Genomic DNA, 22,152 nt, shown 5'->3' with positions numbered 1-22,152 from the left:
GTTTATTATTGCAAATAGTTCTCATCTTCTTTTTGATTTAACTCAAATTTTTTATGGATAATTAAACTTATATTGAGAGTGAAAGAATTTATGTTGGATGCTTGATATAAGGTATAAGGTGAGAGAGCCAAGCAGTAAGATTTGCAATATTTTTGCAAATCTTACCGCTTGGATGCTATAGGAATGTTAATTTATTGCAGAAATGATATTCAAAATCCGCTTATCAGAAATAGGATATTTGGTGCCGATTTGCTGGGCAAACAGGCTCACTCTCAGTTCTTCAATCATGTAACGAATTTCTAATATTTCATCTGGAATTGCTTTAGATTTTGGCAGTTTTACCAGTAGTTGATTATAAGCGTTTTGCACTTGCTCGACTCTGAGCATTTTAGCTCTATCGGTGTTAGTGTCGGTACCGAGTTTATCCAAACGTTTATCAATGGCGCTAAGGTAACGATATAAGTCGCCTAAGCGTTGATGACCTGTTTTAGTGACAAAATCGGGGTAAATCAGTCCTTCAATTTGAGCTTTAATATCTGAGAGAGCAAATGCCATGGTAAAGTCCATTTTCCCTTTCATTCGTTTGTTAATTTCAAAGGCAAGGGTGAGGCATTTTTCAACCTGTAACGCTATTTCAGCCGTTGTATCATTTAGGTTTGCTCGAATAAATTCGTGTAACGCTTGGAATTTTTCCTCATTCCACACAAAGCCACCAAATTCTTCCACTAATTTATCCACCGCACAGGCAATACAGTCATCAATAAGATCTAATACCTTGCCAAAGGGGGTGAAATACAGCCCTAGTTTAGCTTTATTTGGCAGTTTTTCGTGCAGATATTTAATCGGCGAAGGCACATTTAACAGCAGCAAACGGCGTAAGCCGGCTTTCATTGCTCGAGCTTGTTCGAACTCGGTTTCAAACAATTTAATACCGACAGACTCTTTTTCATCCACAATTGCAGGGTAGGCTTTAACACTAAAATGCTGTTTTTTCTGCTCGTAAAACTTTGGTAGTTCGGCAAAACTCCAAACGTTGATACCGCTTTGCTCAATACCATCATCGGCAATATTTGATAGCGTATTTTGAACCTCATCTTTTAATGAAAACTTTAACTCATCTAAGTTTTCACTTTCAGCAATTTTCTTACCTTTTTCATCAATTACGCGGAAGGTCATTCGCAAATGAGCCGGCAATTGGGATAAATCCCAAAGCTCTGATTCCACAGTTACACCCGTCATTCTTTTTAACTCATAGGTTAAACTTTCCAGCAACGGTTTAGCGAACGGTTCAGCTTTAGCTAAAAAGGCGTCCGCATAGTTTGGTGTCGGCACAAAATTTCGGCGAGTGGCTTTGGGAAGTGATTTAATCAATGAAATCACTAATTCGTGTCGTAAGCCGGGAATTTGCCAATCAAAGCCCTCCGGTTCAACTTGGTTTAATAAAGGCAACGGAATATGTACTGTGACACCATCATGATCTTTGCCGATTTCAAATTGGTACGTTAATTTCAGCTTAAGTTGTCCTTGATGCCAGAAATTCGGGAAGTCTAGTTCGCTGACTTTGTTCACATCTTCATTGATTAGGAACGATTTTTCAAAGTTCAGTAATTCAGGATCTTGCTTGCTTGCCTGTTTCCACCAACTGTCAAAATGTTTGCTGGAAACCACCTCCGTACCCACTCGTTGATCGTAAAAATCAAACAGCACTTGCTCGTCCACCAAAATATCACGGCGACGAGATTTATGCTCTAAGTCTTCCACTTCTTTGATCAAGCGGTTATTTTCTTTGAAAAATTTGTAATTATTGTGCCAATCACCTTCCACCATTGCCGAGCGAATAAAAATCTCACGGCAGGTTTCAGGCTCGATTGAGCCATAGTTTACCGTGCGATTTGCCACGATCGGCAAGCCATAGAGTGATACCTTTTCATACGCTATCACTGAGCCTTTAGACTTTGACCAATACGGCTCGCTGTAACTGCTTTTCACTAAATGTTGAGCGAGTGGCTCAATCCATTCCGGCTCAATTTTAGCCACGGTTCTCGCCCAAAGTTTTGTGGTTTCGACAAGTTCTGAAGCGATAATCCATTTTGGCTGTTTTTTGAAAAGCATCGAGTTCGGGAAAATGAAAAACTGGGCGTTTCTTGCCCCTAAATAGTGCATTTTCCCGTTATCTTTCAAGCCGATATGAGAAAGTAAGCCACTTAGCAGAGCGGTGTGGATTTGCTGATAATTTGCCTCTAGGCTGTTAATCGGTAAGCCCATTTCACGCACGGCAAGACGAAGTTGGTGATAAATATCTTGCCACTCACGCACTCGTAGATAATTTAAGTAATCCTTTTGGCAGAGTTTGCGAAATTGGTTTTTCGTCAGCTCTTTTTGTTGCGTTTGGATAAATTGCCACAGATTCACAAATGCCAAGAAATCCGAATCTTTATTGGCAAAACGGCGGTGTTTGTCATCTGCTGATTGCTGTTTTTCTTGCGGGCGTTCACGCGGATCTTGAATTGAAAGAGCAGATACAATCATCATCACTTCGTGCAAGCTTCCGTTTTTTGCCGCTTCAATGACCATTCGTCCTAAACGTGGATCGATAGGGAGTTGGGCGAGTTGTTTACCAATAGTTGTAAGCTCACGTATCTCACCGTGTTTGGTTTTCTTATGGTGAAATGCCTGGAGTTCTTCCAATAGGCGAATACCATCTTGCACTTGGCGAACATCAGGCGAGTCTACAAATGGGAAGTTGGTAATATCAGACAGACCAAGCGATGCCATTTGCAAAATAACAGAGGCAAGGTTAGTCCGCAGAATTTCCGGATCGGTAAATTGTGGGCGATTGTTAAAATCTTCCTCAGAGTAGAGGCGAATACAAATACCTTCGGAAATACGACCACATCGCCCTTTTCGCTGATTTGCCGAGGCTTGAGAAATCGGCTCAATCGGCAAGCGTTGGACTTTGGTGCGGTAGCTGTATCGGGAAATGCGTGCCGTGCCGGTGTCGATCACGTATTTGATATTAGGAATAGTAAGTGAGGTTTCCGCCACATTGGTGGCTAAAATAACTCGATTTAAGCCACTTGGTTTAAAAATGCGTTGTTGCTCTTCAGCAGATAATCGGGCGTAGAGTGGAAGAATTTCGGTAAAGCGAAGCTCTTGTTTTTCCAATGCCTCGGCGGTATCTCGAATTTCTCGCTCACCGTTCATAAAAATTAAAATATCGCCACGCCCTTCCGCTTGTAGTTCATCAACGGCATTTAAAATCCCTTGCAGTTGATCTTCTTCCTCCACAATCGGTCGATAACGGACTTCAACAGGGAAAGTTCGCCCTGAAACTTCAATAATCGGGGCGTTGTTGAAATGTTTGGAAAAGCGTTCTACATCAATGGTTGCTGAGGTAATGATTACTTTCAGATCAGGACGGTTATGTAGAATTTGTTTGAGATAGCCTAAAATAAAATCGTTATTGAGCGAGCGTTCGTGGGCTTCGTCAATAATCAATGTGTCGTACTGGTTGAGATAGCGGTCGTGCTGAATTTCGGCGAGCAAAATTCCGTCCGTCATCAGTTTGATGAGGCTGTTTTCGCCGACTTGATCGTTAAAACGTACCTTGTAACCGACCGTGTCACCGAGTTCGGATTTAAGCTCTTCGGCAATGCGAGTGGCGACAGAGCGAGCCGCAATTCGGCGGGGCTGGGTATGGCCGATCAAGCCTTTCACCCCACGCCCGAGTTCCAAACACATTTTCGGTAGCTGGGTAGTTTTACCCGAGCCGGTTTCACCCGCAATCACCACCACCTGATTTTCGCTAATCAGTTTCAAAATTTCTTCACGACGAGCGGAAACCGGTAAATCGGGATAAGTGATTTCAAGGCTGGAATGTTGTGCTTTTCTGGCTTGGAAAGCTGCTTGTGCCGAGAGAATTTCACGTTCAATTTCCGCAATCACATTGTTTTTGGCTTCTTGTTTTTTGATTGCAGAAATGCCGTGAATACGAGCACGTAAACGGCGGTAATCGGTATTGGTGAGTTCTTTTAAATTTGCGATTAATGCTTTCTGGCTCTCATCAAGCGGTCTATTTTTGAAATTTTTTTGCGAAGGTCTCATTGTCTTGTCTTAACTATGTATTGCCTTAACGATATTCGGCATTATGCGAGATATTTTGAGGCAAATTATAGCCTAAATTGAGGGGAAACAGTAGGTAGAAGAAACCGCTTACAGCGCTCACTTAGTGGGGGAGGGGGAACAAGCGGTCTAATTTTGAATAAATTTTACCAATTAGCCTTTACCGATTAATAGAGAAAGGATGCCTGCAGCAATTAACGGGCCAACCGGCACGCCGCCAAGTAATGCCACGCCGATAATGGTACCAACTAATAATCCGGTGACTAACAACGGTTGACCGCCCATTAAACTTACCCCTCTGCCACCTAACCAAGCCACCGCAATTCCTGCAACTACGGCAAGCAACATTTTCCAATTTAAAAATTCAGAGAAGGAAGGGAGGGCAATTTTGCCGGAAACAATCGGACTTAATACGCCGATAGTCAGAATGATAATGCCAATGCTTAAACCGTACTTATCTAAAAAGGGCAGATATTTACTGAGGAATGTTTGTTGTACCAGTAATAGCACGGTTGCTGCAATGGTAATTGAATTGTTGTTTCCGACCACACCAAGAAAAATCAGTGCGACAAGGAAAAGTGAGATAGGGTTGAATTGTAGGGACATAGCTTGATATGAATGAGATTAAAATATTATCCTCGTTTCTCTCAAAAGTGAGTAAATGAAGGAGCCGAAAATCAGTGATTTTCAGATAGAGAGGGATTTGCTGATTTTTATCAAATTTAGACCGCTACCCCTCTCTCTGCCGGTTCGCTGAACGCTTCACCGGCTGTCTCTCTCTCGCAAGCGGGCGAGAGTAAAATTTAGCCAGCAACCATTACCATTGCAGGGCGAAGGACACGACCTTGTAAGGTATAACCTTTTTGTAAAACCACGCTGATATGATTTGCTTCGATACCTTCCGCCGGTTGCATTGAAATTGCTTGGTGAAGTTCCGGATTGAAGACTTCGCCGACAACCCCAACCGCTTCTACACCGAATTTAGCCAAAGTCGAGATAAATTCTTTATGAGTCATTTCCACACCGTCCACCAACGCTTGTGTTTTTTCATCGGTGACTGCCGTATCAAGAGCATTTAAGCCACGCTCAAGGTTATCTACTACGGTTAATAATTCTTTTGAGAATTTTTCAAGTGCAAATTTATGTGCTTTTTCAACATCTTGTTCGGCACGGCGGCGGATATTTTGGATTTCCGCTTGCGCACGTAATTGGATATCTTTCTCACGGTTGTCCGCTTCCGCAATATAAGTTTCTAACTCATTAATACGTGCATAAGCCGCTGTTAATTCAGCTTCAACCGGAAGTTCTTGGTTGTCTTCAATGTTTTGTTCTACTTGTGTTTCTTGCGTTTCGATTGCAGTTTCTACTTCTTCGGTTTGAACTTGTGCATTTTCGTTTTGAGCTGTCATTTTAAATCCTCTTCGTTTCAAATAATGAAAAAACAGCACTAATATAGCGACAAATTTACTGATTTCAAGCCTAAAAGTACAATGCGGAGAAATTATTGAAAAATAATCGAAGAAATAGGCTTTTTATTAAAGAAAATCCTTGCAAAATCTAAGGGGTAGCTTAAAATCGCCCTCGTCTTTTAAGCCCTTAGGCAAGGCTATATTTTTTACTCATCTTTTCTTTAACGGAGAAAAATTAAATGAAAAAATTAGCGGGTTTATTTGCAGCAGGTTTAGCAACAGTTGCATTAACAGCGTGTAATGAAGAAAAGCCAAAAGCAGCTGAAGCAGCGGCTCAACCGGCAGCAGCGGGAACAGTTCACCTTTATACTTGGACTGAATATGTGCCTGAAGGCTTGTTAGATGAATTCACAAAGCAAACCGGTATCAAAGTAGAGGTTTCAAGCCTTGAATCTAACGAAACCATGTATGCGAAATTGAAATTACAAGGTAAAGACGGCGGTTACGATGTTATCGCACCTTCTAACTACTTCGTTTCAAAAATGGCGAAAGAAGGTATGTTAGCGGAATTAGATCACGCACAACTTCCTGTAATCAAAGAGTTAAACCAAGATTGGTTAAACAAACCTTATGATCAAGGTAACAAATACTCTTTACCACAGTTATTAGGTGCGCCGGGTATCGCATTTAACACGGCTGATTACCAAGGTGATGCGTTCACGTCTTGGGGTGACTTATGGAAACCTGAGTTTGCCAATAAAGTACAATTATTAGATGACGCACGTGAAGTATTTAACATTGCGTTATTAAAATTAGGTAAAAACCCTAATACAACCAATCCGGAAGAGATCAAAGCGGCTTACGAAGAATTGAAAAAATTACGTCCGAACGTACTTTCTTTCACTTCTGATAACCCAGCGAACTCATTTATCGCAGGTGAAGTATCTGTAGGTCAATTATGGAACGGTTCTGTACGTATTGCGAAAAAAGAACAAGCGCCGGTAAATATGGTGTTCCCGAAAGAAGGTCCTGTTCTTTGGGTTGATACGTTAGCAATTCCGGCGAATGCGAAAAACAAAGAAAATGCGCATAAGTTAATCAACTACTTATTAAGCGCACCGGTTGCGGAAAAATTAACTTTAGAAATCGGTTATCCAACTTCAAACGTAGAAGCGTTAAAAACATTACCGAAAGAGATTACCGAAGATCCGGCAATCTATCCGACAGCTGAAGTGTTAAAAGCGGCACAATGGCAAGACGATGTAGGTGATGCAATCGAACTTTACGAAAAATATTACCAAGAATTAAAAGCGGCGAAATAATTCGTTAGCTTAATGGATAAGGCCCTCGAGAAGCGATTTTCGAGGGCCCTTTCATTTTTACAAGCGGTCGTATTTTACAAAATTTTTGCGAAAAACGACCGCTTGTTGCCGTATAATAACCTCCGTATTTTGAAAGAGGTAATTATGAATCTGCAATGGCAAAAATATCCGGAAAACACACGTAAACTATTTAAACTCACGCTGCCGATTTTTATTTCTCAGCTTTCGGTGGCGGGAATGGGGCTGGCTGATATTGTGATGGCGGGGCTGGTGAGTGATGATGATGTGTCTGCGATTGCGGTGAGTAATTCCATCTATTTCCCTCTCTTTTTATTTGTATTAGGTTTGCTTAATGCAATCACACCAACCGTTTCTTATTTAAACGGTTCGAATCAGCGTCATTTAATTTCCCACCAAATTCGCCAAGGATTTTGGTTGGTTTGGGCATGTGCGATTCCTTTGATTTTCGTTTTCCTAAACAGTCATTGGATTTTAGATTATATGAATACGCCGCAAGCTTTTTCGATTAAATCGCAACAATATTTAGCGATTATGGCAATCGGTGTGGTTCCGGCACTATTGGCGGTTAATTTGCGTTGTATGAATGACGGTTTATCGAATCCGAAGCCGGCAATGCGTATCACTTTCTTAGGATTATTGCTGAATATTCCGCTTAATTATATTTTTATTTTCGGTAAGTTTGGATTGCCGGAAATGGGGGCGGTCGGTTGTGGTATAGCAACTGCAATTGTGAACTGGGTCATGTTCTTGTTGTTATTCCATTACAGCTATACCAATAAAGCGCAGAAAGATATCGGCTTATTTAACCGTTGGTTTGAAATGCCAAGCGGTCAAACTTTGCTAAAAATTTGCAAATTGGGTTTGCCGATCGGCTTTGCGACTTTTACTGAAGTGATGTTGTTTTCAGCGTCCGCTTTACTGCTTTCGCCGCTCGGTTCACAAGTGGTGGCAAGCCATCAGGCAGCACTGCAAACCAGTTCGTTATTATTTATGATTCCGATGTCTTTCAGTATTGCGACCACGATTGTGGTAGGAAAAACCTTGGGGCAGGAACAAGTCGAAGAGGCAAAAATTATTAGCTATCACGCGCTGATTACCGGTGCGCTGTTTGCGTTAGCGGCAGCGGTCGTGATTGTTATTTTAGATGAAATTATTCCATTGGCATTTACCAGTGATCCGGTGTCGATTGCAATTGCGGCGCATTTATTGTTGTTTGCAGCGGTATATCAAATTCCGGATTCGTTACAAGCGGTGGCAAACGGTATTCTGCGTGGTTATAAACATACCAAACCGATTTTATATGTCACGATGTTCTGTTATTGGGTGATCGGTATGCCGTTCGGCTATATTTTAGCGCGAACGGATTGGATTGTTGAACCGATGGCGGCATCAGGCTTTTGGTTTATTTTCTGTGTCAGTTTAAGTATTGCCGCCGGTTTGTTAATTTACCAAATGCACAAAATCCAACAGGTTTCTGCGGATCAATTACTAGCAAAATTAGAACGAATTAAGTAAGAAATATTGAGTGAAGTCATGAAAACCCTTTCTCCGATTGAACTGCCGTTAAATTGTACCGCATTAATTGAAGCGTCCGCCGGTACCGGCAAAACCTTTACCATGGCGAATTTATATTTGCGTTTGCTACTAGGAATTGGTTGTGCGCCTTTAACGGTTGAGCAGATCTTGGTGGTAACCTTTACTAAAGCGGCAACTGAAGAATTACGTGATCGTATTCGTAAAAACATCAAAGCTTGTTGTACTTTTTTACAAGAGTACGATGCGGAAAAATCCTATGATGCCAATGATTTCTTCTTCCAATTAGGTCAGCAGATTGAAAGTGTGGAAGAGGCGATTCTACGTTTACGTATTGCCGAACGCGAGATCGATTTAGCCAGCATTTTTACCATTCACAGTTTTTGCCAAAAGATGTTGTTTCAATTTGCGTTTGATTCGGGTATGCGTTTTGACAGCGATTTGCAGCCGGACGAGAGTGATTTGTTACGCCGTTTAAGTGAAGAAGTTTGGCGTGAAATGTTCTATCCGATGGCGCTGACTGAAACGGCAGCGGTGGCGGAATATCTCGGTACACCGGACAATGCTTTTGCGGCAATTCGTGCCTTTGTGTCTGCCGAATTGCCGTCATTGTCGGATGAACAACACTGGTTGAATGGCGATCTCGCTTCTCATTTGGCTGCCTTGCAGCGTTTTTTAGTGGAAGCTAAACAGCATTGGTTAGCACACGGAGAAGAAATCAATCGCTTAATTGAAACCGAATTAGCGAAAAAATATAAAACCGGCGAGAAAAAAGCACTTAATCGCCGTTCTTACCAAGCTCGTTACTTAGAAAAATGGCGTGCTTCCGTGGACGAATGGGCGGCAAGCTTGCTTTCCTATTTGCCGGAAGAACAGTTTGAGCGTTTCTGTCAGGATTTTATAAACGAAAAAGCGGAAGAGGGCGTAGAACCGTTAGTTCATCCGCATTTTGCAAAAAATCAGCAAATTTTGACCGCTTATCAACAGCAGTTTGCGAATAAACAAAAGCCGTTATTGCTCTACCAATTCTTACTCGCACTGAGAACAAAGCTAGCAGATTATAAAGCGACGCATAGTGAAAAAAGTTTTAACGATATGCTCAGCTTTCTTAATCAAGCCTTAAAAGGTGAGAGAGGAGCAGCATTAGCCGCACAAATTCGAGCGCAATTCCCGTTCGCGATGATCGATGAGTTCCAAGATACCGACAAAGAGCAATATGAAATCTTCCACAAGATTTTTATGCAAGAAACGCATACGAATCACGGATTTATTATGATCGGCGACCCAAAACAGTCAATCTATAAATTCCGAGGTGCGGATATTTTCACTTATTTGACCGCTTCTCAACAGGCGCAACAAAAACGTACGTTAGCCCAAAACTGGCGTTCACTGCCGCCAATTGTGAGCGCAACCAATCGTTTATTTGAGTTTCCGACAGCTGCTGAAAACAGTCCTTTCTTGTATCAAGGTATTCAGTTTCACTCGGTTAAGGCGAAAAAGAGCGAAGCTGAATTAATCGGCGCCGACTATGTAAATTGTTATCTACAAGCAAGATTTGATGAGAAATTAGCGGCGAAGCAGTGTGCCTACCAAATTCAGCAGCAGCTTAAACAAATGGAAGCAGGGGAATTTGGCTTAAAATTTACCAATGCTACGGAAGAAATTAATGCGTTTCAGGCAAAAGATATTGCGATTTTGGTGCGTAGCCACTCGCAAGCCACATTAGTAAAAAGCGCATTAGCCGAACTGGGCATTCGTTCGGTATTTTTATCGGAAAAAGAAAGCGTCTATCAGTCGGAAACCGCCAAAGAATTGTTGTGGGTGCTGTATGCCTGCTTAAATCCGTATCATCAAAGCCATTTACTCAGTGCGTTAGGCACAACTCTTTGGGGGCTTTCGGCAACGGAGATTCATCAACTTAAAAATAGCGAATTACAGTGGGATGAACAGGTCGGACGTTTTATCGCCTATCAGCAAATTTGGCAACAACAGGGTGTTTTACCGATGCTGCATAGGTTGTTTATGCAAGAAGGAATTATTGAGCGTTTACGTGCCAATTCACGCGATAGTGATCGCCGATTAACGGATTTATTGCATTTAACGGAATTACTACAAAGTGCCATGCCGAGCTTAGAAAATGAATCGGCGTTAGTGCGTTGGTATGAACGTCAATTGGCAAAAACGGATAGTACGGAAGAGCATATTTTACGCTTAGAAAGTGAAGAAGAACTGATAAAAATTGTAACTATTCATGGCTCAAAAGGTTTGCAATATCCAATCGTTTGGTTACCGTTTATCGGTAAAAAAAATCAAGGTGCTAAAGCAAGCAATTTGGCTATCTACCATGATGAACAGGGGCAAGCGCATTGGTATTTTGGTAAACCGTCGGAGGAAGTACAAGCATTACTAGATCGGGAAGAATTAGCTGAAGATCTTCGTTTGCTTTATGTGGCGGTCACGCGAGCGGAATCACAACTTAATCTGATTCTGCCGCAACGTTTTGAAGATGGTTGGAATGCTGTGCATTATTTGCTTAGCAATGGCGAGGTCGGTTTAGATAAAAGTTATAAAGCTGAAACGAGTACGTTGGACTATTTGCAACAAAAAGGAATTGATTGCCAAGCGGTTAAATTAGACGAAAAAATTGCAAACGATGAATGGCGACCGGCTCCGTTTGTGTCTGAGACTTTATCCGCTTGTCATTTTTCTGGGCAGATTCAGCAGATGGGACTAGTGACTAGCTTCAGTGCATTACACCAGCAGCATGAATGGGCGATGCAACATTATACGGAATATAGTATGCCGAAAGCATTTGGGAATGCAGGACAAGATTATGACCAGCAACAGGTGCTTGCTCCCGAAACGGACAATCTTTTTGCCTTGGAAAATGAAGAAACAAATGCCTATTCGTCTTATCAATTTCCTCATAGCACAAAGGTTGGGAATGTTTTACATAGTTTCTTTGAACACAATGATTTCCAACAAGCGGTCGATTTTGAGCAAATCCTTACCATTTGCGAGCAGTTGGGTTTAGATGAAAATTGGCACGAACCATTACAACAATGGTTCGAAAAGGTGCTTGCAACGCCGTTTAGTGAGGCGGAATTTGCGCTAAAAGATGTTCCGATGACAAAACGTTTGAACGAATGGCAGTTTTATTTACGCTTAAAAAATTCGGACGGATTACGCAAGCTAAATCAATTGTTAAAGCAATACAATGCGGTTTCGGCAAAATTACCTGAATTGAATTTACCTCAGCTGGAAGGCTATATCCGTGGTTTTGTTGATTGTATCGTGCAAATGCACGGTAAATTTTATCTGATCGATTATAAGTCTAATTTCTTAGGCTATTTAGCACAAGACTATAGCCGACAAAATTTGGAAAAAACGATCGGACAATATCGCTATGATCTGCAATATCTGCTTTATACGCTAGCGCTACATCGCTATTTACGAGTACGTTTGGGTGATCAGTATGAGTATGAGCGTGATTTCGGTGGCGTGGCATATTTATTCTTACGAGGAATGAACGGCACACCGAATAGCGGTGTATTTTTCGAAAAGCCTTGCAAGCAATTAATTGAAGGCATGGATGAAATATTCGGCTAATGACACAGAAAAAAGGGCTACCGGTTGGTAGCCTTTTTCATACTTTACTCAGTATAATTCTAAAAATATACTTTATGGCGTATTAAATTTTATATATACTGTTGTCCGTATAAAAGGAGGCGTTATGCTAATCAATGATCCTAATAGTTTAGCCGTTTATTTACGCGATATTCGTAAGCAACAGAAACAGTCACAAAAAATGATTGCCCAACGAGTCGGCTTGCGACAAGCAACGATTTCTACGTTCGAAAGTCAGCCGGATAAAGTCACAATAGAAACACTATTTAAAATAGCTCATTCTCTTGGTTTAGAAATCCATTTAGAAGAAAAGCATAAAGAATATGTTTAATGGGAGCGATGAATGGTAAAGCGTTTATGTGTGTTAATGAATGGGGAATTAGTCGGATTTTTTGAGCGTACTATGTCTGGTTCGCATTTATTTCGTTATGCGGATGAGTGGTTTTTATCTCCAAATGTTAGACCTATTTCTCTTTCTATGCCATTAAGAAGGGAAGTTTATCAAGGTAAAGAAGTGATTAATTTTTTTGATAACTTATTACCTGATCACCCTCAAGTGAGAGCTAGAATAGTTGCTTGATTCCAAGCTGAAACACAGCAACCTTTTGAATTATTAGCTAAGATTGGGCGAGATGCAACCGGAGCAATAACCCTATTAGATGAAAATACAGAAATTCCCAACTATAAAGTTATTCATGCAACGGAATTAAACGAAAATGAGCTTCATTCGTTATTATTAGGTTATCGGCAAAATGTACCGCTTGGTATGTTAGATGAAGCCCAAGATTTTCGAATTTCTATCGCAGGCGTTCAAGAAAAGACAGCATTATTATGGTATAACGAACGCTGGCAATTACCCCACGGATTAACCCCAACGACACATATTATTAAATTACCAATAGGCAAAATACAAACACCTAAATATCAATTAGACCTGTCTCAAAGTGTAGATAACGAATTAATTTGTTTACGTTTATGTGCCGCCTTCGGTTTACCAACCGCAAATGTAAATTTATTAGAGGTCAGGGATGTGCGAGTATTGGTTGTAGAACGGTTTGATCGTAAATTACATTCTCCAAATCCCGCCATCACTGAACCTGCGATCGACGCTGTACCACCACACATAATCGCAAATAATTCAGAATCAGTCATTTTGTTGATAAACGGTTTAACCACTAACGGTGCTTCTGTTTGACCCACAAAGATATTTGCCAGTACAGACATGGATTCCGCTTTAGATGTATGATGTACCAAGCGCTTTTTGTAAGCCGCCACCTAAAATTTTGATCACCCATTGCATTACACCGATGTAATACAACACAGAAATTAACGCAGAGAAGAAAATGATTACCGGTAATACTTTTACCGCAAAAATAAAGCCTAAATTACTTGGATCGGTTAAGTTACCGAAGACAAAAGCAATACCGTCATTACCGTAATTGATAACGTTACTGATACAGTTTGCCGCAGCTAATAACGCATTGCGACCGGCGGGAACATATAAGATAAGCGCAGCAAAACAGATTTGAATGGCTAATGCGCCAAATACGGTTCGGAAGTTGATGGCGCGCCGGTTATTGGAAAAGAGTAAGCCTATTGCCAGTAACACGAAGATACCGATAACACTCATTAATGTACTCATACTAAACACCTCATAAAAAATAAAAAGTTAAATTAATAAATCGTGACAATCTTGGTTATACCGCACGCTTTCGTAAAAGCGGCTAATTCCTCTGTTTGTTCAATGGTCGGAATAAACGGTTTAAGCCCTTCTTCATCCCGTGCGCCTTTGGTATGTACTCGAATAATTTTTAGCAGTACATCAGGATAATCAGCGAGCAGTACGGCGACTTTTTTAATTAGTGCTTTGGCATCAAAAAAGTTATTTACATAAACCAATCTGACTTCTTCCACCTTATCAAGCGGTAATAATTTGGCTAAATTTTGCAAATTACGTTGCAGGTTTTCCGGTTTGATATGATTTATTGTTGGAATGATTTGTTCCGGCACTTTTCCTTGCTGATTTTTGCGATCAAAGCAGAGTGTCTGTAAGCCTTCGCCATCACCTTTTAGATCAAATAAAAATTTATCAGTAACCTGAATTAACGGCTCAATCGTTTCATAATCAAAAAAGCCGCTACTATCTAAATAACAGGTCAGCCTTTGCTGTTTAAGTGTTTCAAATAATGGTACTAATTTTTTGTGATGGATGGTGGGCTCACCACCGGAAACTGTTACGCCTCGAATAAACGGAACCGCATCCATCACTTGCTCATATAAGTATTGCAAACTGACTTGTTTTGCTTCCGGCGTATGATGAGGAATGGTTTCCGGATTATGGCAATACAGGCAATTGAGTTTGCAACCTTGTAGGAAAATACTGGTGCGATTACCCTGTCCTTCTACATTCGAGAACGGAATAATGCGGTGTAACGGCACCAGAATATCGGATAACGCCGGCATCTTATTCATTTGCGCTAACGTTTTCTTTATCGCGTAATTGGCGGTCAAAGACTTTGGCACAATCATCCGTACCTGCGCCGTACCAAGTGGTATCACGTAGCACCGCCTCACCTTTACGATAGCGTTCTACCTCACTTTTCTTAACTAAATAACCGGTTACACGAATTAAATCGGTATTTTTGAGATACGTCGTGATGTAGCGATAACCATTGGCAAATGAACCGTCAATAATATCGACCACTGCATCCAAATGGTCTGTGTAGGTTTGGTCAAACGCAAATAAGTCGCCAGTTCCTGACGGGAAATATTTGTGGAATGGCGCCGATTGTTTTAAATGCGCCAATAAGGTTGGCTCTTCACCGACACGGATACGGTGCGCCGGCGTATTCATTTTATCTTCGGCGTGATTACTTGCTCCAACTTGTGCGTGTAATAAGTATTGGTTATTGGTGCGTTCTACATATAAGCCTTGATGTGCATCGTTGATTTCTTTCAACTTATCCATAATTAAGGTTGCAATTTTGTCGCCTCGTTTACTTTGGCCGAAGGTTTCGTTTAAGCCTTCTTTTTGTAAGAGATGATTTGTCGCATCGGCTAAACCGACAATTGCAATCATACTGGTGAAATTCGTGCGTTTAATAAAGCTTTCTTTCACAAGAAAGTCGGTTTCAAAGAAATTACTTTCTTCCACAAGGAATTTATGACGTTTATCCATCGTTGAAAGGGCAAGCTTGGCTACTTTCGGCAGCAACTCGTTAACCATTTCATCTACGCTGTTACAGGCACGACCGATAGTCCCTAAACGTAAGCGAGTTAGGGTATAAGCACCACCACATTCCGGTAAGGCGTTGTAACAGCTTGCGATACCGTAGTCCTCGCCTAAGTCGGAAATATAATAAGCATCGTTAGCAAAAGACGGTTTAGAAACTAATAAGCAAGCTTTTGCCGCTAACTCGGCAAATTCACGAGAGGTTTTGCTTTTGTCATAACGAATACTCATATTTGGGGCCGGATTCTCAAGCTCAATCACCGCTTTAAGGATCAAGCGACCGGCTTTGGTGTCATAAGGGCCGACATTCGCGTGACAGAAAGAATCCGGTACGGTTTTATCAATATGATTTAAGAAACGTTTGATCTTGATATAGTCTTGTTCTTCATCGGTAATGAACGGATCAAGTAATACATCTAAGCGACCGATATAAACCGGGTAGGTGGTAATAGACGGCACGTGAGAATAGATAATCAGTAAACCGTCTAATGCTTCATCAAGATTGGTTGGCGGCGGCAAATCTAAAAATTTACAGCCTTTTTGGATATAAACATTATAATCCGGCAAAATGTAACGAGGACGATAAATGGCATAACCTTCATTAAGATCGCAGATCATTTGGTTTTCGATATATTGCCATTCTTCTTCGGTGTAACCCAACAATTCGGTAGGATTAAACAGACGTTCGGCAATGTTTCCGAGGAGCATTAATTTTTGGTGATAGGTAAGTGAATTTGATTTAACCGTATCTAAAATATCTTGTAATGAAGATTGCATATTATAGCCTCAAGTGAATCAGGAGATTTGGGCTATATTGTACGGATTTGCTCAAAAAAAGACTGTGAAATAGATCTCAATTTTCGATTTCGAAAAAAACAAAAGCACCAAAAATGACTGGTTTTTGGTGCTTTCTTCAACAAACAAGCGGTCTATTTCTTTCTAAATTTTGCAAAAGACAAGATTAGACAAAATAAGCTTAGTGCATAAATCAGCCAGCTACCTGTTTTAGCGAATAGGGTTTCGCCTTTGATTGGCTGAATTTGTGTGGTCAGTACATTCGCTTCAAATTGTGGAATCTGTTCGATAATCTCGCCTTTAGCACCGATAACCGCTGTAATCCCGGTGTTTGCCGCACGGAGTAGCGGCTTGCCTAATTCGAGTGCGCGCATTCTTGCCATTTGGAAATGTTGCCAAGGGCCGATAGAGGCACCAAACCAAGCATCATTGGTAATGGTTAATAAATAATCTGATTGCTGTGCTTGTTGGTTTTGTTGCATTTGGTGACCGAAAATTACCTCATAGCAAATCGCCATATTAAATTTACGCTTTTTAGCGAAAAGAGGTTGTTGCACGAATTCGCCTTGCGATAAGTTAATTGGCAGAATAAACACATCACGCATCCAATCCAATACTGAGCCGAAAGGCACATATTCACCGAAAGGCACTAAATGATGTTTGTTGTAACGTGCGCTATTATGCAAATCATAAGGTTGCAATTGATTACCTAACACCACCGCACTATTAAATAGCTGCTCGCTTTCGTTTTGGTAGAGTGTACCAATGATTACTTCACTACCTTTTTCTGCAGCAACTTGTTGAAGTTGGCTAAGTAGCGGATAAATTTGCGTTTCTAATGCTGGAATAGCTGATTCAGGCAATACAATCACATCACTTTTACCCAATAACGGACTAATTAAACGCTGATAGGTTTGTAACGTATAATCGAAATGTGCTGGATCCCATTTCATCTTTTGCTCAATATTGCCTTGTACAAGACTTATGCTAAGTGGCTGTTTTTGCTCATCAATTTGTACAAACGGAATAAATTTAGTTGCGAATGCTAATCCGCATAGTACTGCTAAGATAGCAAGAGAAGCGGTCGTTTTTGCAGATTTTTTTACCAATAGCACAAGGTAACCGCTTACAACCATCACAAAGAATGTTAATCCCTCAACGCCGAACAGTGGTGCAATACCAGCAAACGGGCTGTCAATTTGCGTATAACCGAATTGCAGCCAAGGAAAACCGGTAAAGACGACGCCACGCAGATATTCAGTAAAGGTAAAAATCGCTGCAAGTGCAAAAGGATTGCGAATTTGGAAACGTTGGGTAATGTAGCTGAACAGCAAATTATAAATGGTGAGATAGCAAGCCAATAAAAACACCGCGATATAGCTTACTACAAGCGGTACGCCGCCGAATTGAGTCATACTGACGTATACCCAATTTACCCCGACACAAAAACAGCTGAGTGACCAAGCAAAGGTTGCCCAGAGAGCTGTTTTACGCTGTGGGAGTGTCGCTGCCCAAACTAAGCCGGCGGCAGAAAGGTGGATGAGCCCCCAAATATCAAAAGGGGAATAGGCGAGTGTACCTATGCCGCCGAGAACAGCAGCAAGTAAACAAGCGGTTAAAATTGATGGATTTTTTACAAATTTCATTTGAGATAGCTAATTAAGTAATAGAGAAAGATTCTTCGAAATAACGCAAATAAAAGGTGAGGATAAAACCTCACCTATATATTATGCTTTGTTTATTATTCTTCGTTGGTGATCGGCTGTTCCATTTTTTCCAGCTGTTCATCCGGTACGGTAACGCGTAATTGAATCAGACGGCGGCTATCGGCAGAAGTAACTTTAAAATCAATACCTTCTAATTGAATTTGTTCACCTCGCTGAGGGAGATGCCCAAATGCTTGCATCACTAAACCGCCCACCGTATCCACTTCTTCATCGGTAAATTCGGTCGCAAAGGTTTCGTTGAATTTTTCAATATCAGTCAGTGCCGATACTGCATAGGTATGACGAGAGAGCTGACGAATCGGCTCGATTTCTTCTTCATCAAATTCGTCTTCAATATCGCCGACAATTTGTTCGAGAATATCTTCAATCGTGACTAAGCCCGATATCGCACCAAATTCGTCCACAACAATTGCCATATGGAAGCGTTCCGAACGGAATTCTTTTAACATACGGTCAACGCGTTTACTTTCCGGCACAATAACCGCTGGGCGCAAGATAGCTTGCATATTAAACGGTTCGGAGTCGGAACGTAGGTATTTAAGCAAATCTTTTGCCAGTAAAATACCTTGTACAGTATCTTTTCCATCATCTAGTATTACGGGAAAACGTGAGTGAGCGGATTCAATAATCAGATCCACGCAGGCTTCAAGCGGTAAACTGGCATCAATATAAACAATTTGCGGGCGAGGAATCATAATATCACGCACACGAAGTTCGGATATTTCCATTACCCCTTCAATCATTTCTTTGGTATCGCTATCAATCAGTTCATTTTCAACCGAATCGCGAATAACTTCGACTAAATCTTCACGATTTTTAGGCTCGGATTGAAATAAACCACTAAAAATAGAATGTAAAAACGATTTTTTATCTTGCGAATTCACGCTTTGCTGTTCATCACTCATTGTATATTCTCTTAAAAAATAAAAGTTCTCCGCCTTTAGCAAAGGCGAGAGCAAGGCTGAAAATTATCATAAATTAAGGTATTTGATAATAAAATTATTTCTATTTTGTTTAAATTAGCATAGCATAAGACGAGAATTTCTCATATTGATTCAATTTTAAGGAGCTTCTTAATGAAATTAGCGAAGATTGCAGTTGCGGTTGCAACACTGGCGGTCAGTTCATTTTCTATTGCCGGTACTTTGACTGCATCGGACAGTGTAGAGTTATTGGCATTTGATGGTCAGAAAGTGGCGAAAGGCACGGTAGGATTATCAATTGATAGTAAAGTGCATCAGGTGGTTGTGAGTGTAAGCGATATTGTTGACGGTAGTTATTTCTCAATTGATCCAGTCATTCTTACATTTAACGGTACAGATGAAGATACAAAAATCGTGACACCAAAATTTACTTCAAATTTTGCTGTGGATAAGTTTAAGAAAGAGCTTAATTTCAAAATAGAGACCGTATCAGGCAAAGAAATTACGTATAAGCGTGACTTATTAAAAGGTGAAGGCTTTGCACCAAATTCTCGTGTTGAAGATAATCTTGCTAAATATAACGCAAGTAAAGCGGTTGCTTCGGTATCAAATTTTGCTAATGCAGCTTTAGAATCAAAAGGTCAAATGGTGATTGAAACCGCCAATGTGAAAGAAGAACAACTACAAATTTTATTCAAAAAAGCGGATAAAGAAACACAAAAACGTTTCTTAGCATGGGCTAAAAAACAACAATAGTCTTTATGGATAAAGCTCAAGCCTCAGCAGAAATGCTGGGGCTTTTTTTATAAAAAATTTGAAGTGCATCACATTTTTATAACAAAAATGTGCTTAATGTCACAAATTTACACTTTCTCGTTTGCGAAAAAAGTTCGTTTTTATATAGTGCGCTACGAAAACGTTTGCGTTTTCAAACATTTTATATGTTTATATCATTATTCCGTTTAATATGTCCATAAGGGGGACGATATGGAAAGATCGTTAAAAGGTGCCTGTATTGCTGAATTTATTGGAACGGGGCTGATTATCTTTTTCGGTGTGGGGTGTGTTGCTGCAGCGCAATTAGCCGGTGCAACATTTGGTTTATGGGAAATTGCGATTATGTGGGGTGTTGGGGTGGCACTTGCCGTTTATACGACAGCCGGTGTATCCGGAGCTCATCTTAATCCGGCAGTAACTGTTGCACTTTGGAAGTTTGCGTGTTTTGACGGTAAAAAAGTGCTTCCTTATATTGTTTCTCAATTTTTAGGCGCATTTACAGCGGCTGCCTTAGTCTATTTCTTATATAAAGATCTCTTTTCTGCAGCGGAGGCAGCAAAGAATATTATACGTGGCGAAAGCGTAGGCTTTGCCAGCGTTTTTTCTACTTATCCTCATGAACATATCAGTGTATTGCAAGCATTTTGTGTGGAAGCTGTGATTACTATGGCATTGGTCGCATTAATTTTGGCTTTAACTGATGATGGCAACGGCGTACCAAAAGGTTCAATAGCGCCATTATTAATTGGTTTATTAATTGCCGCAATTGGTGGTGCATTTGGTCCGCTTACCGGTTTTGCGATGAATCCAGCTCGTGATTTTGGTCCGAAAGTGTTTGCATTCTTTGCGGGTTGGGGAGATGTGGCACTTACCGGTGCACGTGATATTCCTTATTTCCTTGTTCCTCTTATTGCACCATTTGTCGGTGGGTTGATTGGTGCGTGGGGTTACCGCCGTTTTATTGGTAAAAACTTACCGTGTAACTGCGAAAAATAAATTCACATCTTTATTAAAAAGCTATTAAGGTGATTACTATGACTAAAGAATACATTATTGCATTGGACCAAGGTACTACAAGTTCTCGTGCCGTGTTATTAGATAAAAATGCGAACATTGTTGAAGTGGCACAACGTGAATTTACTCAGATTTATCCTCAGCCGGGTTGGGTAGAGCATAATCCTATGGAAATTTGGGCAACGCAAAGTTCTACGTTAAATGAAGTGGTGGCAAAAGCAGGGATTACGTCCGATAAAATTGCAGCAATCGGTATCACAAACCAACGTGAAACCACAATTGTATGGGAAAAAGAAACCGGCAAACCGGTCTATAATGCGATTGTTTGGCAATGTCGCCGTACTGCAGATACTTGCGCAAAATTAAAAGCGGACGGGCATGAGGCTTATATTCGTAAAACAATCGGTTTAGTGGTTGACCCATATTTTTCAGGTACAAAAGTAAAATGGATTTTAGATAATGTTGAAGGTGCAAGAGAGAAAGCTGAACGAGGTGAATTATTGTTTGGTACGGTAGACACTTGGTTAGTTTGGAAATTAACCCAAGGTCGTACGCATGTTACCGATTATACCAATGCTTCTCGTACCATGTTATTTAATATCCACACTAAGCAATGGGACGATAAAATGTTGGAATTACTTGATATTCCTCGTTCTATGTTACCTGAAGTGAAAAATTCATCAGAAATTTACGGTGAAACCAATATCGGTGGTAAAGGTGGTGTGCGTATTCCGGTAGCCGGTATGGCGGGTGACCAACAGGCGGCGCTTTATGGTCATTTATGTGTGGAAGCAGGACAAGCGAAAAACACTTATGGTACCGGCTGTTTTATGTTGATGAATACTGGAGATGAAGCAGTTGAGTCTAAAAACGGTTTAGTCACTACCATTGCGTGTAATGCAAAAGGTGAACCATGCTATGCGCTGGAAGGTTCTATTTTTATGGGTGGTGCATCAATTCAATGGTTACGTGATGAGTTAAAAATTATTCATGACAGTAAAGACTCGGAATATTTCGCAACTAAAGTGGAAAGTACGAATGGGGTTTATGTCGTACCGGCATTTACCGGATTAGGTGCGCCATATTGGGACCCGTATGCTCGAGGTGCGATATTAGGGCTTTCTCGTGGTGCGAATCGTAACCATATCGTGCGTGCTACATTAGAATCGATTGCATATCAAACTCGAGACGTACTCGATGCGATGCAGTCCGATAGTGGTAAACATTTGGCGACATTAAGAGTAGATGGCGGCGCAGTTGCCAATAATTTCTTAATGCAATTCCAAGCAGATATTCTGAATGCGAATGTTGAACGTCCGGTTGTGCGTGAGGTGACTGCACTTGGTGCGGCATATCTAGCAGGGCTTGCGGTAGGCTTTTGGAAAGATTTACAGGAATTACGAGGTAAAGCTTCAATTGAACGTACTTTTATTCCTGATTCCGATGAAGCTAAACGTACTCGACGTTATGCAGGATGGAAAAAAGCTGTGAAGCGTGCGCTTGAATGGGAAGAAGAAGTGTAAAAGAGTATGAGTTAAGCGGCCCGATTTGCAAAAAAATTTTGTAAATTGGACCGCTTGTTTATTTATAGATATATCATCTAGACACATAAGAAACGACCTTAATCAAGGTCGTTTTTTGTGATCACAA

Annotated in this window: 16 protein-coding genes and 1 pseudogene; 9 read left to right on the top strand and 8 right to left on the bottom strand. The window is 40.8% G+C overall.

Annotated features, from left to right (window positions below; translation table 11 throughout):
- Positions 1-186: 186 nt before the first annotated feature.
- The 3 genes from hrpA to grpE form a co-directional block, all read right to left on the bottom strand.
- Positions 187-4,104, bottom strand: a complete 3,918-nt coding sequence (gene hrpA, locus C228_RS0105720; RefSeq protein WP_018651722.1) for an ATP-dependent RNA helicase HrpA — start codon at positions 4,102-4,104, stop codon at positions 187-189.
- A gap of 171 nt (positions 4,105-4,275) precedes the next feature.
- Complete coding sequence (locus C228_RS0105715) at positions 4,276-4,728, bottom strand: DUF441 domain-containing protein (protein WP_018651721.1); 453 nt, start codon at positions 4,726-4,728, stop codon at positions 4,276-4,278.
- A 197-nt stretch (positions 4,729-4,925) separates the two neighbouring features.
- On the bottom strand, positions 4,926-5,531 hold the full coding sequence (gene grpE / locus C228_RS0105710) for a nucleotide exchange factor GrpE (RefSeq protein WP_018651720.1): 606 nt from the start codon (positions 5,529-5,531) through the stop codon (positions 4,926-4,928).
- 239 nt (positions 5,532-5,770) lie between these two features.
- On the opposite strand from grpE, the gene C228_RS0105705 reads away from it, so the two are divergent.
- The 6 genes from C228_RS0105705 (at position 5,771) to C228_RS14790 (ending at position 13,229) form a co-directional block, all read left to right on the top strand.
- The gene (locus C228_RS0105705) at positions 5,771-6,853 is read left to right on the top strand and encodes an extracellular solute-binding protein (RefSeq protein WP_018651719.1); all 1,083 of its coding nucleotides are present in this window, start codon (positions 5,771-5,773) and stop codon (positions 6,851-6,853) included.
- Positions 6,854-6,997: 144 nt separating this feature from the next.
- Positions 6,998-8,389: an MATE family efflux transporter gene (locus C228_RS0105700; RefSeq protein WP_018651718.1), complete on the top strand. Its 1,392-nt coding sequence runs from the start codon at positions 6,998-7,000 to the stop codon at positions 8,387-8,389.
- 18 nt (positions 8,390-8,407) lie between these two features.
- Positions 8,408-12,016, top strand: a complete 3,609-nt coding sequence (recB, locus tag C228_RS0105695; RefSeq protein ID WP_018651717.1) for an exodeoxyribonuclease V subunit beta — start codon at positions 8,408-8,410, stop codon at positions 12,014-12,016.
- Positions 12,017-12,140: 124 nt separating this feature from the next.
- Entirely contained in the window at positions 12,141-12,365 is a 225-nt protein-coding gene (locus tag C228_RS0105690; RefSeq protein WP_018651716.1) for a helix-turn-helix domain-containing protein, read from the top strand.
- 12 nt (positions 12,366-12,377) lie between these two features.
- Positions 12,378-12,614 (top strand): HipA N-terminal domain-containing protein, encoded by a 237-nt coding sequence (locus C228_RS14795; protein ID WP_018651715.1) that lies wholly within the window; start codon positions 12,378-12,380, stop codon positions 12,612-12,614.
- A 186-nt stretch (positions 12,615-12,800) separates the two neighbouring features.
- The gene (locus C228_RS14790) at positions 12,801-13,229 is read left to right on the top strand and encodes a HipA domain-containing protein (RefSeq protein WP_245552751.1); all 429 of its coding nucleotides are present in this window, start codon (positions 12,801-12,803) and stop codon (positions 13,227-13,229) included.
- On the opposite strand, the pseudogene C228_RS13355 reads toward C228_RS14790, so the two are convergent.
- From C228_RS13355 to corC, 5 genes and pseudogenes are all read right to left on the bottom strand, one after another.
- Positions 13,112-13,676: pseudogene (locus C228_RS13355) on the bottom strand (Na+ dependent nucleoside transporter N-terminal domain-containing protein); the annotation flags it as partial. The gene C228_RS14790 and the pseudogene C228_RS13355 sit on opposite strands and share 118 nt — an antisense overlap.
- A gap of 32 nt (positions 13,677-13,708) precedes the next feature.
- A complete protein-coding gene (locus tag C228_RS0105670) occupies positions 13,709-14,497 on the bottom strand; it encodes a 4Fe-4S cluster-binding domain-containing protein (RefSeq protein ID WP_026313208.1) in 789 nt (262 codons plus the stop codon).
- Between the two features lies 1 nt (position 14,498).
- Positions 14,499-16,043 (bottom strand): YjjI family glycine radical enzyme, encoded by a 1,545-nt coding sequence (locus C228_RS0105665; protein WP_018651711.1) that lies wholly within the window; start codon positions 16,041-16,043, stop codon positions 14,499-14,501.
- Positions 16,044-16,195: 152 nt separating this feature from the next.
- Entirely contained in the window at positions 16,196-17,707 is a 1,512-nt protein-coding gene (gene lnt, locus C228_RS0105660) for an apolipoprotein N-acyltransferase (RefSeq protein ID WP_018651710.1), read from the bottom strand.
- A 95-nt stretch (positions 17,708-17,802) separates the two neighbouring features.
- Positions 17,803-18,693, bottom strand: a complete 891-nt coding sequence (gene corC / locus C228_RS0105655) for a CNNM family magnesium/cobalt transport protein CorC (protein ID WP_018651709.1) — start codon at positions 18,691-18,693, stop codon at positions 17,803-17,805.
- Between the two features lie 171 nt (positions 18,694-18,864).
- On the opposite strand from corC, the gene C228_RS0105650 reads away from it, so the two are divergent.
- The 3 genes from C228_RS0105650 (at position 18,865) to glpK (ending at position 22,025) form a co-directional block, all read left to right on the top strand.
- Positions 18,865-19,467 carry a curli polymerization inhibitor CsgI-related protein gene (locus C228_RS0105650; RefSeq protein ID WP_018651708.1) on the top strand — a complete coding sequence of 201 codons (603 nt, stop codon included), beginning with the start codon at positions 18,865-18,867 and terminating at the stop codon, positions 19,465-19,467.
- A gap of 231 nt (positions 19,468-19,698) precedes the next feature.
- Positions 19,699-20,484, top strand: a complete 786-nt coding sequence (locus C228_RS0105645; RefSeq protein ID WP_018651707.1) for an MIP/aquaporin family protein — start codon at positions 19,699-19,701, stop codon at positions 20,482-20,484.
- A gap of 38 nt (positions 20,485-20,522) precedes the next feature.
- On the top strand, positions 20,523-22,025 hold the full coding sequence (glpK, locus tag C228_RS0105640; RefSeq protein ID WP_018651706.1) for a glycerol kinase GlpK: 1,503 nt from the start codon (positions 20,523-20,525) through the stop codon (positions 22,023-22,025).
- The last annotated feature ends 127 nt before the right edge of the window (positions 22,026-22,152 follow it).

The sequence above is a fragment of the Actinobacillus capsulatus DSM 19761 genome, from assembly GCF_000374285.1.
Classification (GTDB): Bacteria; Pseudomonadota; Gammaproteobacteria; order Enterobacterales; family Pasteurellaceae; genus Actinobacillus; species Actinobacillus capsulatus.
The sequence above is the reverse complement of the archived record's forward strand: the minus strand, read 5'-3'. Positions and strand labels throughout refer to the sequence as shown.

What these genes read in the sequence shown, in the direction of transcription:
- hrpA (WP_018651722.1), bottom strand. Translation starts at nt 4,104, where the DNA reads ATGAGACCTTCGCAAAAAAATTTCAAAAATAGACCGCTTGATGAGAGC.
- C228_RS0105715 (WP_018651721.1), bottom strand. Translation starts at nt 4,728, where the DNA reads ATGTCCCTACAATTCAACCCTATCTCACTTTTCCTTGTCGCACTGATT.
- grpE (WP_018651720.1), bottom strand. Translation starts at nt 5,531, where the DNA reads ATGACAGCTCAAAACGAAAATGCACAAGTTCAAACCGAAGAAGTAGAA.
- C228_RS0105705 (WP_018651719.1), top strand. Translation starts at nt 5,771, where the DNA reads ATGAAAAAATTAGCGGGTTTATTTGCAGCAGGTTTAGCAACAGTTGCA.
- C228_RS0105700 (WP_018651718.1), top strand. Translation starts at nt 6,998, where the DNA reads ATGAATCTGCAATGGCAAAAATATCCGGAAAACACACGTAAACTATTT.
- recB (WP_018651717.1), top strand. Translation starts at nt 8,408, where the DNA reads ATGAAAACCCTTTCTCCGATTGAACTGCCGTTAAATTGTACCGCATTA.
- C228_RS0105690 (WP_018651716.1), top strand. Translation starts at nt 12,141, where the DNA reads ATGCTAATCAATGATCCTAATAGTTTAGCCGTTTATTTACGCGATATT.
- C228_RS14795 (WP_018651715.1), top strand. Translation starts at nt 12,378, where the DNA reads ATGGTAAAGCGTTTATGTGTGTTAATGAATGGGGAATTAGTCGGATTT.
- C228_RS14790 (WP_245552751.1), top strand. Translation starts at nt 12,801, where the DNA reads ATGTTAGATGAAGCCCAAGATTTTCGAATTTCTATCGCAGGCGTTCAA.
- C228_RS0105670 (WP_026313208.1), bottom strand. Translation starts at nt 14,497, where the DNA reads ATGCCGGCGTTATCCGATATTCTGGTGCCGTTACACCGCATTATTCCG.
- C228_RS0105665 (WP_018651711.1), bottom strand. Translation starts at nt 16,043, where the DNA reads ATGCAATCTTCATTACAAGATATTTTAGATACGGTTAAATCAAATTCA.
- lnt (WP_018651710.1), bottom strand. Translation starts at nt 17,707, where the DNA reads ATGAAATTTGTAAAAAATCCATCAATTTTAACCGCTTGTTTACTTGCT.
- corC (WP_018651709.1), bottom strand. Translation starts at nt 18,693, where the DNA reads ATGAGTGATGAACAGCAAAGCGTGAATTCGCAAGATAAAAAATCGTTT.
- C228_RS0105650 (WP_018651708.1), top strand. Translation starts at nt 18,865, where the DNA reads ATGAAATTAGCGAAGATTGCAGTTGCGGTTGCAACACTGGCGGTCAGT.
- C228_RS0105645 (WP_018651707.1), top strand. Translation starts at nt 19,699, where the DNA reads ATGGAAAGATCGTTAAAAGGTGCCTGTATTGCTGAATTTATTGGAACG.
- glpK (WP_018651706.1), top strand. Translation starts at nt 20,523, where the DNA reads ATGACTAAAGAATACATTATTGCATTGGACCAAGGTACTACAAGTTCT.